This is a genomic window from Lutimonas sp. (assembly GCF_051011215.1).
Lineage (GTDB): Bacteria > Bacteroidota > Bacteroidia > Flavobacteriales > Flavobacteriaceae > Lutimonas.
Window position 1 is genome coordinate 20,768 of sequence record NZ_JBPCUJ010000107.1, and the last position, 15,623, is coordinate 36,390.

Here is a 15,623-nt window from a genome sequence, read left to right on the forward strand (position 1 = left end):
TAAAATTGACCAAAATGAAGAAAATTCAAATGGTTGACTTGCAAAGTCAATACGAAAAAATTAAACCTGATGTGGATGCAGCGATTAATAATGTGGTGGCTTCAGCTGCCTTTATCAATGGTCCCGAAGTTAAAATGTTTCAGTCAGAACTGGAGGAATATTTACAGGTCAAACACGTGATTCCATGTGCAAATGGTACAGATGCATTGCAGATTGCCATGATGGGACTTGGTTTGGAACAGGGAGATGAGGTAATTACAGCAGACTTTACGTTTGCGGCAACTGTGGAGGTGATTGCATTGTTAAAATTAACGCCCGTTCTGGTTGATGTAGATCCAAACAGTTTTAATATTGATTTGGAAGCTTTAGAGAAAGCGATTACACCTAAAACGAAGGCTATTGTTCCTGTGCATTTATTTGGTCAATGTGCCAATATGGAAGCTATTTTAGAAATTGCAAAAAGACATAATTTGTATGTCATTGAGGATACTGCTCAGGCGATTGGGGCGGATTTTACTTTTAGTGACGGGCGTACAAAAAAGGCAGGGACTATTGGAACGATAGGGACCACTTCTTTTTTTCCTTCAAAAAATTTAGGCTGCTACGGTGACGGAGGAGCCATTTTTACAAATGATGATGATTTAGCTCATACAATTCGAGGTATGGTGAATCATGGTATGTATAAAAGATATTATCACGATGTGGTTGGTGTAAACTCGAGATTAGATAGTATACAAGCAGCCGTACTGAGATTAAAATTACCTCATTTGAATGATTACTGTTCGGCAAGAAGAAATGCAGCAAGATACTATAACAATGGTTTTAAAAGCAACCCTAATATCATTACACCTACCACGGAAAAATGTGGAGAGATTTGCGATGCTTGTAACTGTCATGTATTTCATCAATATACCTTGAAAATAACCAATGGAAAACGAGATGCACTTCATCAACATTTGGTAGATAAAGGAATTCCAAATGCCATTTATTACCCGGTTCCTCTTCATAGTCAAAAAGCCTACACAGATGAACGTTACCAGGAAGATCAGTTCAAAGTGACCAATGAGCTTGTGACTTCGGTCATTTCGCTGCCTATGCATACTGAATTAGAAAAAGAACAACAGGATTTGATTATTCAAACGATTGTTGATTTTGTAGGCTGATATTGATGTACCAGGAATCCAAATAATACGTATATGGAATTGAAAAAAAATAAGATTTTAGTGACCGGTGGGTTGGGGTTTATAGGTTCTCATACGGTGGTAGAATTGCAGCAGGAAGGGTATGAGGTAATCATTATTGACGATTTATCGAACACACGAATTGAAGTGCTGGAAGGGATTACAGAAATAACTGGAATTCGACCCGAATATGTTCAGTTGGACTTAAAGGAAAAAGAAGCCGTTGTCAGGTTTTTTAAAGACAATACGATTGATGGTGTCATACATTTTGCAGCCTCAAAAGCAGTGGGTGAAAGTGTTGAAGACCCTTTAAAATATTATGAAAATAATATTTCGACCCTGGTTTATCTACTAAAAAGTATGATTGAAAATAACGTGCCTCATTTGATTTTCAGCTCTTCCTGTACGGTATATGGACAGGCTGATGAATTGCCAATAACAGAAAATGCACCGGTAAAAAGGGCTGAGTCACCGTATGGCAATACCAAACAAATGGGTGAAGAAATAATTGAAGACGCAACAAAGGTGGAAGCTATTTCAGCGATTGCCTTGCGGTATTTTAACCCAATCGGATCTCATGAAAGTGCCTTGATCGGAGAGTTGCCAATTGGCGTTCCTCAAAATTTAATTCCTTTTGTGACCCAATCTGCGGCGGGCTTGAGAGGAGAATTGTCTGTATTTGGAGATGATTATCCAACACCAGACGGAACTGCCGTAAGAGATTATATCCATGTAGTTGATTTGGCAAAAGCTCATATATGTGCCTTACAAAGATTACTGAAGAAGGATAACAAATCTAAAATGGAATATTTTAATGTGGGAACAGGGACCGGAAGTTCAGTGCTGGATGTTGTGAATGCCTTTCAAAAGGTAAATCAAACAGCTTTACAATATAAGATTGTTGATAGAAGAGAAGGAGATATTACCGCAGCATATGCCGATACAACATTGGCCAATCAAGAATTGGGTTGGAAGGCAGAATTAGGTCTGGATGAAGCACTAAGTTCAGCATGGAAATGGCAATTAAAACAGCAATAAGAATTAAATAATAAAGTTCGAATTATGTCGGAGAAAAACAAAAGTATATTGATTACAGGAGGCGCTGGTTTTATTGGTTCTCATGTGGTCCGCTTATTCGTGAATAAATATCCTGAATATCAAATATATAACCTGGATGCACTTACCTATGCCGGTAATTTAGAGAATATTAAAGACCTGGAATCACAAAAGAATTATCATTTTATCAAGGCTGATATTAAGGAAGGCGATGTGATGCATGAATTATTCCTTGAGCATCGCTTTGATGCGGTTATTCATCTGGCGGCAGAAAGTCATGTAGATCGCTCCATTACCAATCCCAATGATTTTATCGAAACCAATGTATTGGGTACTGCTAATCTCTTAAATGCCTTTAGAGCAGCGCATGAGAATAGTTTTGAAGGGAAATTGTTTTACCATGTTTCCACGGATGAAGTCTATGGTTCGTTAGGCAAAACAGGACTTTTTACCGAAACAACTTCCTATGACCCTCAATCTCCCTACGCTTCTTCAAAAGCGGCGTCAGATCATATCGTAAGGGCTTATGGAAACACTTATGGTTTGCCATTTGTTATCAGCAATTGCTCAAATAATTATGGAGCGAACCAGTTTCCTGAAAAATTAATACCCTTATTTATCAATAATATTAAAAAATCAATGCCACTTCCGGTATATGGAGATGGAAATTATACCCGTGACTGGCTGTTTGTAGAAGATCATGCAACCGCCATTGATACGATCTTTCATGAGGGTACATTGGGGGAGACTTACAATATCGGAGGTTTCAATGAATGGACCAATTTGAACCTCATAAAGTTGTTATGTCAACTTATGGACCAGAAACTGGGAAGAGACAAGGGAAGTTCTGAGCAATTGATTACCTATGTAAAGGATAGGGCAGGTCATGACAGAAGATATGCCATTGACGCGGACAAAATAAATAGAAATTTGGGATGGAAGCCAAGTGTTACTTTTGAAGAGGGACTGGAAAAAACACTGGATTGGTATCTGGCCAATGAAAACTGGCTTGACAATGTAACTTCAGGAGCCTATCAGACCTATTACAAGAAAATGTACAGCTAGAAGTCGAATTTATATTTGACACCTCCAAAAACCTGCAGACCCTGCACCTTAAAGTTGGTATAGACCTGATAGTTGTCACTTAGAATATTATTGACATTGACAAAAACATCGAATTTGTCATCAATGGTATAGATTCCGTTGAGGTTCATATCGAAATAAGCGGCATTGGTGACTCTTATACTGGTATCGGGAATGATGGATAATTCATCTTTTCTATCCGAAGAAAAGAACAAATCAGCACCAGCACTCCATTTTTTTCTGGTATACTTGGCAAGTAAGGTGGCTTTCATCAAAGGTAAATTCCATGCCTGCTCTTCATTTTTTAAGCTGTAGGAATTAAAATCAAGATTCCCTCCAAATTTAAATTCTTTCCACAGGTCAAAAATAATTTCGGCATTAAAAAAGATGGTATTTACATCATCGTACACTACTTGAAAAGAATTTGCCGCCTCATAGCCTTCATTAACTTCATTGCTTCCATCTGTCAATGATGGATTTAATTTGTACAAAGGTTTGTCTTTTTCACTAATATAAGCTGCCTTTAAATTGAAGCGAATTTTTGAATTTAACAATCCTTTGATACCTGCATATGCATTGTATTGCTGATCGGTTCTTTGAATGTATAGTGTTGGTGAAACAAAGGGGTTTTCATAGACAAAATTTTCATAGCTATTTTGTTGTAGGTCCCCTATAACTCCAGCATAAGCTATAAGTGCTTCTTCACTAATATTGTAAGAGGCCGTGATATTTGGATAGAAATAAAATTTACTGCCTTCAAAATTATTGGTGATACTATAGTATAGTCTGGCTCCTAAATTGAGCGTCAAATTTTCTCTTAGTACTTCAAAATTTGGACTAAACCCGATATTAAAATAGGTGTAATTCAGTTTTTCCGTTTGGAAATAATCATTTTCGAATTTTCCATTTAACAGTTCGAAACTAATTTCTGAATACATTAATTCCTGACCGATCGGAAAATCAATAATAGCATCAATGTCAAGATGATTCTCCCCGCTTTTGTATTTATCTGAAAATCGATTAAACGACAGCCCTCCTGTATGGATTAAAGAGTCAAAAAATTCAATACCACCGCTTAAATGGATATTGGTATAGGATTGTCGTTCTACGATAGAATTAATGGTTGCTTCTGAATACTCAATTTGATCCGATAGTCCATACCAATTGGTGCTTAAATAGTCTAAACCTCCTTTAACATTCCAATCAAACATTCTTTCAGATTGCTTGTAATAGAGGTCGACATCCAGATCTTTAAAATCATCATCCAGTACAAGGCCATCAATGCCTCCCCCAGAAGAGTGGTATTTTAAAAACCCTCCAAAATCATTATAATTTGAAGAATTACTGTGAGCAAAAATCTCTATAATGGGTGTACTATAATTTCCGTATCCGGCAGAAATATAATTATTGTAAAAACGTTCTCTGGGAACTCGTTTAAGAGTCTTGGCTTTTCCTTTTGCAGGAGTAAATGTTGAAGCAACCGGAATGGAGTTAATGGTATAACTAATCTCTTTTTTACCACCGATATCGATACTGTCAATTTCCGGCTCTGAATTAATTTTAAAGGCCTCAGAAACTGTCGGAGAAAAAGGCTTTACCACATTGACCTCTTCAGTAGCAATCCTTTCCTTTTTCTTTTTTTGCGAAAAAGCCAGGGTACTGATTAATAACAGTAAAAAGAATATGTTGTATTTACTCATTTTTGATTCCTATTTGACTTTTTCTTATTCAATAATGACGGATGAATTGGTTTTTGACTCCTTGGTTTTTATTCTGTTAAGTTCAGTTCTGGCTGATTCTGTGAGATCTTCAAATTCAGAAAATTTCTGAATCACACTTTCTAAAATATAAGTGGCTTGATAGGCATCTTCCAGTTCATAAAAATTTTTGGCCATAATGATCAAGCCTTTTCCTCCCCAATATCTGAAGGCTGAAAATTCGGAGGCCAGCTTTTGTACTGCGACATTCGATAATTTATAATTTCCTTCATCATGCAGAAAAAAAGCATCGAAGTAAATTGCCTCGGCTTTTAACTCTCCCGTTGCAGATTCCTCAACAATTTTAAAAGCGTCCTGTGCTTTTAAGAAGTCACCTGTTTCGAAAGCTGATCTGGCGATGATAATCTGTGCATCTGAAAGTATTTTTGGTTCCAGTTTTGGATGTTCCATTACTTTGGCAGCGTAGTCCTCAGCTTCATCGAATTTTTTTAAGGCGTAATTCCCTTTCATAAGATTGCTTTGGGCAAACAAAATGTTTTGTTCGGTTTCGGCTTCCTGTTCTAACCTTGCTAAAAGAACCATGGCCTGCTCCCAGTTTTCTTGATTGAGATAAAAGTAAGATACATTCAACAAGGACTTCTCGGTGTATTGATTCTTATCCTTTTCCAGAATAAACTGATAATGAGGAATCGCTTTTTCCAGTTGGTCTGTATTATTAAGGGCATCGGCTAAAAAGAAATTTGCCGTTAAGGCATTTGAGCCTGCAGGGAATCTTTCGAGGTATTTATTGAATGATTCAATAGCTTTATCCCAGTTGTTGGTCAGATAAAATTGTTCGGCAGAAGCAAACATTGTATTCTCAATTTCCTCATCTGTTACATTGACAAAATCGACATTTCTGATAAAATTTTCATATTCATCAACGCGACCCTGTTGAATATATATTTGTTTGGCATTTGCAATTGCTTCTTTGGCTTCCTCCGTCCCGGGATAGGTATTGACTACCTGCTTGTATTTGTCAAGGGCCTGGTTGTTTTGATCTGAATTAAAATATACAAGTCCCTGCTTTAATAATGATTTTGATACCAATGAACTCATCCGATAATTAGTGACGACTTCATCATAGGCATTCAGCGCTTCCGCATTCTTACTTAATTTCACGTAAGAATTACCTAATTCGTAGAAGGCATCATCCCGAAGGGTGGACTTTAGATTTACTTCTGTAAAATCGATCAGTGAGGCTATTTTTTTATCTGTTTCACCCATGTAGCCATAGCAAAATGCAATTTGCAACTGTGCATAATCAACATCTACATCATTGGCATCGATAACTTTTTCATAGGCGGGAATCGCTTTAAAATAACTGCTTAATGCAAAGAAACAATCACCCAGTCTCAAATAACTATCTCTGGCAAGTTCCTGATCAATAGAAATAGCCAGAAATTCATTGAAATGACCTCCGGCCTGGTTGTAATCCTTTAATTGAAAATAGGTATATGCCAGATGGTATAAAATGACATTGTATTCTTTTGTTTCCCGGGCCTCTGCCATTTTCGAAAAATTCTGAAAACTTCCCATGGCCTGATCGTATTTTTTTAACCTGTATAAGGATTCACCTTTCCAAAATAAAGACCGAGCCTTAAATTCAGAATCGGATGAGGTTTCGAGTGAAAGATCAAAATTTTCTATAGCCTTGTCGAATCGTCCATCTTTAAACAGTTGTACCCCATATAAAAATGCCACCTTATGATAGGTATCATTATCTTCAGCATCTGCATTTTTCAAATAGTTCAAAGCGCCCTGAAAATCATTGGCCGCGATATAGGCGCTGATGAGATATTCTCTTACTTCCGTCTGATCGATTTCATCCGGATAGGCTGCCAGGTATTCCTGAATTACTTCAGCAACACTCTTGTACGGATTTCCAATTTCATAGCTAAGCTTGGCGTAATTTAACCAGGCATCTTTTTTTATTTCCGGACTAAAATCCATTTGTTTGGCATTTCGAAAGGCATTCAGAGCTTCTTGTTTTCGGTCGCTTTTCAAATAGCATTCAGCCAGGTGGTAATAGGCATTTTGAGAAACGGCATTGTTTCCATCGATTATTTTAGAAAACCAGTTTACAGCCTCTTCATAATCTTTTTGCTGATAATAGGCATAGCCAAGCAAGTAGTAATCTGTATTATTCCATTTCCCTTTTTTTCCTTGATAGTCCAAGAGATAAGGAATGGCATTTTCAAAATCATTCAGGTTAAAATAGCTCTCTCCAATAATTTTAGACAATTCTGATCGTTGAATTCCATTTGATTTTTCCAAGAGCGGTAGAGCGGCATCGATGGCTTCCTGAAATTTACCAGTTTTGAATTTGATGTTTGCCATATAGTAGGGTATGTCATCATCAAAACCCTTGTTATCTGCCACTTGATTGAGGTATTTATCGGCTTCTGTATAATCATCATCCTGATAAGCCATATACCCATAATAATATTTAGCCTGGGCTCCATAGGTATCTGAATCCAATAGTTTTGAAAAATATTTTCGTGAATTTGCAAAACTTCCAACAGCAAATAAGGCGTATGCTTTTTTAAAATTAAAATCTTCCTGACTGTAAAGTGTTAAATTGTTTTCGTTGATTTTATTAAACCATTTTAAGGCATAGGCATAACTACGATTATTAAAATAATAATCTCCCACTTCCAGAAAGGCAGTATTGCGCTTGGTACTGGTAGGGAATTTTTCAAAAAAGGTGTTCATCAGATCATCGGCATTTTTTTGCTTTAATCTAATGGCACAAAAGGCTTCATAATAATAAGATCTTGCCTTTAATTCTGAGGCTTCATCAAAGGTGTTTTTTATTTTTTCAAAAATTAATTGTGAGGCAACATAATCTTTGTTGGAATAGAGCTGCATGGCATGATTAAACTCAACGAGCTCATGCGTGTAAATGACAGACTTCTGCCCATTTACTTGGAAAACAGAAAAAAGTGTAAATAAAATGAATATTTTTAGCAACCTCATTGAATGGAATCCATTAGAAAAAATCAAAAATAGCACATAGATTATTTAGCTAACGTCAAATAAGAAATAAATTGTGAAATTGTTGATTAGTTCAACAGATTGTTGAAAAGTCCTCGTTTTTGACAAAAAACAAACCATTTATTCTTCAATCAGTTTCTTCATAAATTGATTAAAATCATCTACAAATTCTTCATAATGAACTCCAGTGGCAGGGCCGGAAAAGCCCGTATGAATTCTCCTTACTTTTCCTTTTCTATCAATAATGATAGAGGTTGGAAATGACATTACTTTATTAAGCATTGGCAAAGATTCAGAAGCAGATTTTGTTGATGAAGTACCAGCAATGACGAAATCGTAAGGAACATTCATTTTTTCTTTCATAGTTTGGACCCGATCTCTGGCGTATTCAAATTCGGGCTTAATTTCATAAGCCAAACCAATAATTTCAACTCCTTTAGAGTGGTTTTTATTATACCAATCGGTTAAGAATCTGGTTTCATCCATACAATTCGGACACCAGGTACCTAATATCTGCAGAATTACTATTTTATCTTGGTATTTTTTGTCAGAAGGAGACACTAAATTGCCATCCAAATCGGGGAAAGAAAAGTCAATTTTATCATAGCCTTCTTTTAAATAGGTCAGACTATTTGCATCTGGCAAAGCGACTGTATCATTCTTTATTGAGACAAACGTTTTATAACTTGTTTTGCCCGACCAGTATTCTCCTTTTAAAATAGAGTCATTTTCTTTAAAAGCCCGAAATTTATAGATATGATTTCCATCAAATGTATACAAGTACATGGTATCTTTATTCGTATAGCCATCTAGGTATCTATAATCCCCTGTCTTAGTTAGAAAAGTTCCTCGAAGCGCATTCCCTTCTTTTTTAAATATTCCTATGGCCGGTGTTTCTTTTCCTTTTGAATCTGTAAAGGTAGTTTCCCAGCTTCCGTCGAAACTAGTTGAACTGCTGATATTGTCAAAACGATCCTTTTTCCCATAGAAAGCCTTAAAGGGAAGCACATAATCTTCAGCATAATTCTTCGTATAAGTTCCCACCAGGCTGTCTTGATATATTTTTGCTTTTACGCTGATATCAAAAATATGCATGTCAAAAAAAAGAGAATCTTCAAGGATATCAATCTTATCAATAGCCAATTTTTCAAGTCCGTTCACCAGTTTAATCTGATAAGCACCTTTATTTTTAGAAACGTCAAAGTTAAAAGGGATGTCATTGCCTTGAGCGGAAATAGCGCCCCTCCAAACGCCTTCTTTTAGGCCCAGTTCAGGAGTGGATTCTTTACAAGAGTTGAATGACAAAACGAATAAAAGACCTACAATTACATATATTTGAAAACGTACATGAACTGCCCGTTTCTTTGGGTCAAGCCTAGCTTTGATGAAATTTATTATTTCCATTTCTTCGGGTTTCTTCTTAGAGTCGTTAATATTACCACTTCCTCTCAAATAGAAGGACATTTTATTTTTAAAATCTTTGTTAAAAATTGAGTTAAAAAGATCTCCATAAGATCAATGCCACTTTTTAAACAAATTTAGTCACTTTTTCGCTGCTGCCTATTTATACATTTCAGGGACTTTATTATTTCAAATTTAAACATTAAGTTTGTCATTCTTTAGTTTCCGATCAGGATAACGAACAGAAATAAAACAAGGGATAGTTTCACAAAAAAAAGGAAAATGCTTCAATTAAATGACGCCTCAATATTTCAAAGAGAAAATTTAATCCTGTCCGATATTAATCTCGATATTCAAAAGGGGGATTTCAATTATATTATAGGAAAAACCGGTAGCGGGAAAAGTAGCTTAATGAAGACGCTTTATGGAGACTTGCCTTTACAGAATGGGAAAGGATCGATTGTAGATTTTGATCTTCGAAAATTAAAAGAAAAGGATATCCCTTTTTTAAGAAGAAAAATTGGAATTGTCTTTCAGGATTTTCAGTTGTTAAACGACAGGTCCGTTTATGATAATTTATTTTTTGTTTTAAAGGCCACCGGCTGGAAAGGTAAAAATCAGATGGAAGTGAAAATAAACGAAGTTTTAGAAAAGGTAGATATGAAAACCAAAGGGTTTAAAATGCCTTACCAACTTTCTGGTGGGGAGCAACAGCGAGTTGCGATCGCCAGAGCCTTGCTGAATACTCCTGAAATGATCCTGGCTGATGAACCTACAGGAAATTTAGATCCCAAAACCTCTGTAGAAATTATGAATGTTCTGGAAGATATTAACAAGGCAGGAATTACCATATTAATGGCTACGCATGATTATGCCTTGATATTAAAATTTCCGCATAAAACCCTCAAATGTGAAGGCGGGAAAATATTTGAAGTCGTTTAATCAAGAATAAAGTTCTTCCATAAGGAGCCGGGCATTGTTTTGATTGTCGTATAATTTCAACAAGTCGTACCTTTTGGCAATTTCCTCTTCCGAAAAATCTTTGTCTATTAGTTGTAGTAACTGATGCGTGATTTCTTTTTTTGTATTTGCTATTTTCACCAGCGGTTCTAATCCTGATCCTTCAGCTACATTGTTATTTGCAATTACGTATCTGCTCTGGAAAACAGAATTTATTAGTTTCAATTTGAGACCAGCTTTATTTTTAGAGAACAAAATGTTAACATGTGCCCTGTGCAACAATTCGAATAGTTGATCTTCATCTTTTAATTCTATAAAGCTGATATTTTTATAGTGGTCAATTTTTGACAAAAGTTTTTTGTCAGAGGTGTTGCCTGCGATTACCAAAGGATAATCCAATGGTTTAAAAATATCAATAAGCAGTAAGACCGTATTCACATTATCTGTTACGTTGAGGTTGCCATGAAAGAAAGCAAAATAGCCTTTTTTTGATAGTTCGTGGAATCCATTACTTGCATGAAATGCTGGTAAAAATGTTACTTTTTCCTCACTATATTTTTTTTTGAAGTATTCAGACTCCTTCATTGATAATGGTAATATCTTATCCGCGCCTTTTAACACCTTCTCATAACGCTTTAATTTTCGAGATCCACTCCAATAATATAGCTTTTTAAAGATGTTTCCTTCGGTATTTGCCAGATGCTGGTAATACAAATGTTCAATATTATGCGCCCTCACCAAAATCCTGCGGTCTGAAAAAAGCTTCGCTTTCAATATAAAGGTCGTGTGAAGACCTTCTAATAAAATAGGGGCCTCAATTTTCTTGAGATTGGTGTTTAAATCACTACTCTTTCTTGATTTTACAATATAAGGCATCAAACCCAATGCATTCAGAGCAGAGGTGTTTCTATTGTAATAATGAACCTCTTTACAATAGCTATTTAGTTTTGATTGTTTTTGACGACCATATTGGAACATATGTAAATATATTTCAACATGGCAGGCTGCAAGCGCCTGTACCTTGTGAAAAACATCAATGACGCCTCCATAGTTCGGAGGATATGGAACATCAAAACTGATGATATGTAATTTTTTATTCAATATTAGTTATAAAATCAATTAATACTTTTTTTTCTTTATCCCAAGTATAGATTTCTGATGCTTTTTTCAACCCCGTTTTATAAAAGGTTTTATTCTTAATTAGCTCCTTGATTTGTTGAGCCATGAACTCAGGATTTCTTGATGTGAGCGTTTTTCCAATCTCAAAATCTTTCACTAGTTTTTTAAGCAAAGGAAGATCAGAAACCAACACAGGAATTTCCGCCTGTATATAATCAAATACTTTATTGGGCAAGCAATAACGGTAACTCAGCCCTAGATTTTCTTCAAGACTGATTCCCACATCCGCTTGCCTAGTGATGCCGATTAGCTCATCAGGCACTATACGCCCCAGAAAAATGACTTGTTCCTGCAAATGTAAATGTTTTACCTGATCCTTAAGGGCAGCACCTATATCTCCTTGTCCAACAATTATTAACAAACAGTCTTTGAGTAAAGGCATGGTTTTGATCATAAGCTCCAGACCACGTCCCATGTTTAAGGCGCCTTGATATACGATGATATGATGATCCTTTTTTCTAAGATTGAATGAAGGATCTGTTTTTGACCTGTACTTCTTCGGAACATTTCGAACCACAGTTACAGGCACTTGATATTTTGATGTATATATCTCAGCAATTTTAGGGCTTACTGTGATCACATTTTTTAATTTAGGAAAGATCTTTTCCTCAATTTGGGACCAAAACCATTTGACGCGAGGCCGGGAGATCAATTCTGGAACTTCGGTAAAATATTCGTGGCTGTCATAAATGAGTTTACAAGTTGATATTTTACTAACCAGATAATTCGGTAGTAAGGTATCCAGATCATTGGCATACAGGATCTGTTTTTTTAAAAACAATAATTTAAAAAATAACCGCAGATTATATTCGGCATAAAATAAAAAACCATGATTAAAGAATAATCTAAACCTGTATGTCTTAAACGGAAAATTGGCTTCCGGACTGGATTTCCATTTCCTGCCGATTAACAATATTTCAAAGCCCAATTCGTTAAAACATTCACAGGTTTTAATAACACGTTGATCTGTTACTAAATCGTTGGTTACAGATATAACAATTCTGTTCAATGGATCAGGGATTAAATGGGAGAATCAGGACTGATAATTCTCGTTTTATATTGCAGGGTAAATATATTAAATATTATATTTGTTCGTCAATTCAAAAAGTATCTGTCAAGAAACTTAGTTCAACTAACACGCTGAAAGATGAGATTGAAAAAAAATGAAGAAATAACCAGTTGGTATGCAATTTTTACAAAGCCAAGGTCTGAGAAAAAAGTATACCAAAGAATGGTGGATCAAAATATTGAGGTTTTTTTGCCAATGGTGAAAACCATCCGACAATGGAGTGACCGAAAAAAAACCATAGAAGTACCTTTAATATCCTCTTACGTTTTTGTGAACATGGCAGAAAAGGATCTTTATCAGACCCTACCGATTCAGGGTACGGTAAATGTTTTAAAGCATTTAGGGAAGCCTGCCAAGATACGGGCAGTTGAGATAGAAAACCTTCGAATATTGACAGGTACAAAAGAAAGTCAGGAAATTTCCGCATGTGTTGATCTTACCACAGGGGATGATGTAGAGGTTATGAATGGACCATTTATGGGATTGATTGCTACGTGTACCAGAGAAGGAAAAAATCATCGTGTAGTGGTAAAAATTGATTCCTTAGGGAGTTGTTTTAACGTGAATATTCCCATGAGTTTTTTAAGAAAAATTCAAAAAAGAGAAACGGTAAAAGTTTAAAAATGAATATAACTGTTATTGGATCAGGATATGTTGGCTTAGTTACCGGTACTTGTTTTGCCGAAATGGGAAATCATGTGACCTGTATAGATATAGATCAAAAAAAAATCGATAAACTAAAAGAAGGGATTATCCCAATTTATGAACCAGGACTGGAGTCGATGGTGCTAAAAAATGTTGCAAATGGAAGTTTACATTTTAGTACCAACCTTGAAGATGGCTTAAACAAGTCAAAGGTGGTTTTTATAGCTGTTGGGACTCCTATGGGAGAGGATGGTTCTGCGGACCTTCAATATGTTCTGAGTGTTGCTTCTGAAATAGGTCAAAAGATTAAAAAGCCACTTGTTGTGGTTGACAAGTCCACCGTTCCTGTCGGAACGGCAGACAAGGTAACAGCAGCCATAGCAACGGAATTAGAAAAACGCCAGGAAGAGATTGAATTTCATGTAGTTTCGAATCCTGAATTTTTAAAAGAAGGAGCTGCTATCCAGGATTTTATGAAACCGGACAGAATTGTGATTGGAGCAGATAGTGAAGCGGCATTTCAGAGAATGAGAGATTTATATGCTCCATTTACACACAACCACGATAGAATGATCGAAATGGATGTTCGATCAGCCGAAATGACAAAATATGTAGCGAATGCCATGCTGGCGACTAAAATTTCTTTTATGAACGAGGTCGCAAATATTTGTGAATTGGTAGACGCCGATGTAAATCAGGTGAGGATAGGTATCGGATCTGACTCAAGAATTGGCTATAGTTTTATTTATCCGGGAAGTGGATATGGAGGTTCTTGTTTTCCCAAAGATGTAAAGGCCTTAAAGAAAATTGCGGAGAATGAAGGCTACCACGCCTCTTTGATTTCTTCAGTAGAAGCCGTAAATGACGAACAAAAACTGGTGATTGCGAAAAAAGTAATTACGCGTTTTGGAGAAGATTTGACGGGTAAAACATTTGCTGTTTGGGGCTTGGCTTTTAAACCCGGAACCGATGACATGCGGGAGGCTCCGGCTATTTATATAATTAATGAATTGGTTAAAAGAGGTGCTCAGATAAAAGCCTATGATCCAAAAGCGATGCATGAAGCCCAGTCTTTTTATTTAAAGGATACACCTAATGTCAGTTATTTTAATTCAAAATATGAAACTCTTTCTGATGCGAACGCCATGATTTTACTGACGGAATGGAAGGAATTTAGGTCTCCGGATTTTGAAGAGCTAAAAATGAAATTGATTAGTCCCATTATTTTTGATGGTAGAAATCAGTACTCTCATTTGCGTTTGGAAAGCAAAGGGTTCGAGTATTTTCAGATAGGAAAAAAGGTCTTAAAGGCAGAGGTATAAAGTCCTTGCTATTAGAATGATAGATTTGCATAATTAAAATAAATAAGTATATTCGTTAACTAAAACCCCTCAAAATGAAAAAAATTGCTACCCTGGTTATCCTAACCAGTTTCTTGTTTTCTTGTGCGACAAAAGAAGATGTCGTCTATTTTAATGGAATGAACAGTTCGGATAATTCGATTGGTCTCGACAGTTACTCTCCGACATATCATGTTGATGATGAATTGGTCATTGTGGTAAATGCATTGGATGCAGAAGCGGCAAGGCCTTTTAATAAATCCTCAGTCAGTGTTTCACTTGATAATTTAGATGCCCGTGGAAGAGAAAGAATACAAACCTACCGAGTAAATCCAGATGGCGATATCAATTTTCCGGTTTTAGGTCTAATACAAATCGCAGGAATGAACAGGGCTCAGGCCACCAAGATGTTGCAAGATAAATTAACAGATTATATCAAGGATCCTATTGTGGACATCGAAACGGTCAATTATAGAATTACCGTGTTGGGAGAAGTTGCCAGACCAGGAACCTTTACAGCTACGAATGAAAGAATAACCTTAATCGAAGCCTTATCACTTGCAGGTGATTTAACCATTTATGGTGAACGAGAAAACGTCTTGGTGATTCAAGACTACGATGGAAAAAAAACCTATACAAGGGTAAATTTGAAATCAGATGATTTATTCAACTCACCGGTTTATTACCTGTCACAAAATGATGTAGTTTATGTAGAGCCAAATAAAACAAGAGCGAAAGGTTCGGCCATTGGCGCACAAACAGGTGTAATTTTATCCTCTTTAGGTCTGTTGATCTCTATGACTGCCTTAGTGGTAACAATTATAAACTCATCGAATAGTAATTAATAAAAGATCATATTAAAAAAAGCTCCTGATTCAGGAGCTTTTTTTTGCTTTATAGGATACCACAGTAGTGATTTCTGCAAACTGCTTGAACATTTCCATCACTCCACAAT

12 protein-coding genes are annotated in these 15,623 nt (G+C 36.0%); 7 read left to right on the plus strand and 5 right to left on the minus strand.

Going from position 1 to position 15,623, the window contains the following annotated elements; genetic code table 11:
• Nucleotides 1–14 precede the first annotated feature (14 nt).
• Genes ACR2MV_RS10100 through rfbB form a run of 3 tightly spaced genes read left to right on the plus strand, consistent with a single transcriptional unit; the run spans nucleotide 15 to nucleotide 3,302 of the window.
• Nucleotides 15–1,163, plus strand: coding sequence for a DegT/DnrJ/EryC1/StrS family aminotransferase (locus ACR2MV_RS10100; RefSeq protein ID WP_434021792.1), 1,149 nt, complete (start codon nucleotides 15–17; stop codon nucleotides 1,161–1,163).
• 33 nt (nucleotides 1,164–1,196) lie between these two features.
• Complete coding sequence (gene galE, locus ACR2MV_RS10105; protein ID WP_434021793.1) at nucleotides 1,197–2,219, plus strand: UDP-glucose 4-epimerase GalE; 1,023 nt, start codon at nucleotides 1,197–1,199, stop codon at nucleotides 2,217–2,219.
• A gap of 24 nt (nucleotides 2,220–2,243) precedes the next feature.
• Complete coding sequence (rfbB, locus tag ACR2MV_RS10110; RefSeq protein ID WP_434021794.1) at nucleotides 2,244–3,302, plus strand: dTDP-glucose 4,6-dehydratase; 1,059 nt, start codon at nucleotides 2,244–2,246, stop codon at nucleotides 3,300–3,302.
• Here the strand turns inward: rfbB and ACR2MV_RS10115 are convergent.
• The 3 genes from ACR2MV_RS10115 to ACR2MV_RS10125 all read right to left on the minus strand — a co-directional run bounded on the left by ACR2MV_RS10115 (nucleotide 3,299) and on the right by ACR2MV_RS10125 (nucleotide 9,478).
• Nucleotides 3,299–5,020 carry a TonB-dependent receptor gene (locus ACR2MV_RS10115; RefSeq protein WP_434021795.1) on the minus strand — a complete coding sequence of 574 codons (1,722 nt, stop codon included), beginning with the start codon at nucleotides 5,018–5,020 and terminating at the stop codon, nucleotides 3,299–3,301. The two genes, rfbB and ACR2MV_RS10115, sit on opposite strands and share 4 nt — an antisense overlap.
• 24 nt (nucleotides 5,021–5,044) lie before the next feature.
• On the minus strand, nucleotides 5,045–8,056 hold the full coding sequence (locus tag ACR2MV_RS10120) for a tetratricopeptide repeat protein (RefSeq protein WP_434021796.1): 3,012 nt from the start codon (nucleotides 8,054–8,056) through the stop codon (nucleotides 5,045–5,047).
• Between the two features lie 138 nt (nucleotides 8,057–8,194).
• Complete coding sequence (locus tag ACR2MV_RS10125) at nucleotides 8,195–9,478, minus strand: peroxiredoxin family protein (RefSeq protein WP_434021797.1); 1,284 nt, start codon at nucleotides 9,476–9,478, stop codon at nucleotides 8,195–8,197.
• Between the two features lie 279 nt (nucleotides 9,479–9,757).
• On the opposite strand from ACR2MV_RS10125, the gene ACR2MV_RS10130 reads away from it, so the two are divergent.
• Entirely contained in the window at nucleotides 9,758–10,417 is a 660-nt protein-coding gene (locus ACR2MV_RS10130; protein ID WP_434021798.1) for a cell division ATP-binding protein FtsE, read from the plus strand.
• On the opposite strand, the gene ACR2MV_RS10135 is transcribed toward ACR2MV_RS10130, so the two are convergent.
• Both ACR2MV_RS10135 and ACR2MV_RS10140 read right to left on the minus strand, forming a co-directional pair.
• Entirely contained in the window at nucleotides 10,418–11,536 is a 1,119-nt protein-coding gene (locus ACR2MV_RS10135) for a hypothetical protein (RefSeq protein ID WP_434021799.1), read from the minus strand.
• Nucleotides 11,529–12,623 (minus strand): glycosyltransferase, encoded by a 1,095-nt coding sequence (locus ACR2MV_RS10140; protein WP_434021800.1) that lies wholly within the window; start codon nucleotides 12,621–12,623, stop codon nucleotides 11,529–11,531. Before ACR2MV_RS10140 ends, ACR2MV_RS10135 begins: the two co-directional genes overlap by 8 nt.
• 138 nt (nucleotides 12,624–12,761) lie before the next feature.
• Here ACR2MV_RS10140 and ACR2MV_RS10145 point away from each other — a divergent pair, with 138 nt between their 5' ends.
• The 3 genes from ACR2MV_RS10145 to ACR2MV_RS10155 all read left to right on the plus strand — a co-directional run bounded on the left by ACR2MV_RS10145 (nucleotide 12,762) and on the right by ACR2MV_RS10155 (nucleotide 15,513).
• Nucleotides 12,762–13,304, plus strand: coding sequence for a UpxY family transcription antiterminator (locus ACR2MV_RS10145; protein ID WP_434021801.1), 543 nt, complete (start codon nucleotides 12,762–12,764; stop codon nucleotides 13,302–13,304).
• A 2-nt stretch (nucleotides 13,305–13,306) separates the two neighbouring features.
• A complete protein-coding gene (locus tag ACR2MV_RS10150) occupies nucleotides 13,307–14,650 on the plus strand; it encodes a UDP-glucose dehydrogenase family protein (RefSeq protein WP_434021802.1) in 1,344 nt (447 codons plus the stop codon).
• 74 nt (nucleotides 14,651–14,724) lie between these two features.
• Nucleotides 14,725–15,513 (plus strand): polysaccharide biosynthesis/export family protein, encoded by a 789-nt coding sequence (locus ACR2MV_RS10155; protein WP_434021803.1) that lies wholly within the window; start codon nucleotides 14,725–14,727, stop codon nucleotides 15,511–15,513.
• Nucleotides 15,514–15,623 lie beyond the last annotated feature (110 nt).

Bases quoted from the DNA above. Each gene is read 5' to 3' on its own strand.
- ACR2MV_RS10155 (WP_434021803.1), top strand. From the start codon at position 14,725: ATGAAAAAAATTGCTACCCTGGTTATCCTAACCAGTTTCTTGTTTTCT.
- rfbB (WP_434021794.1), top strand. From the start codon at position 2,244: ATGTCGGAGAAAAACAAAAGTATATTGATTACAGGAGGCGCTGGTTTT.
- ACR2MV_RS10150 (WP_434021802.1), top strand. From the start codon at position 13,307: ATGAATATAACTGTTATTGGATCAGGATATGTTGGCTTAGTTACCGGT.
- ACR2MV_RS10130 (WP_434021798.1), top strand. From the start codon at position 9,758: ATGCTTCAATTAAATGACGCCTCAATATTTCAAAGAGAAAATTTAATC.
- ACR2MV_RS10120 (WP_434021796.1), bottom strand. From the start codon at position 8,056: ATGAGGTTGCTAAAAATATTCATTTTATTTACACTTTTTTCTGTTTTC.
- galE (WP_434021793.1), top strand. From the start codon at position 1,197: ATGGAATTGAAAAAAAATAAGATTTTAGTGACCGGTGGGTTGGGGTTT.
- ACR2MV_RS10145 (WP_434021801.1), top strand. From the start codon at position 12,762: ATGAGATTGAAAAAAAATGAAGAAATAACCAGTTGGTATGCAATTTTT.
- ACR2MV_RS10115 (WP_434021795.1), bottom strand. From the start codon at position 5,020: ATGAGTAAATACAACATATTCTTTTTACTGTTATTAATCAGTACCCTG.
- ACR2MV_RS10100 (WP_434021792.1), top strand. From the start codon at position 15: ATGAAGAAAATTCAAATGGTTGACTTGCAAAGTCAATACGAAAAAATT.
- ACR2MV_RS10125 (WP_434021797.1), bottom strand. From the start codon at position 9,478: ATGGAAATAATAAATTTCATCAAAGCTAGGCTTGACCCAAAGAAACGG.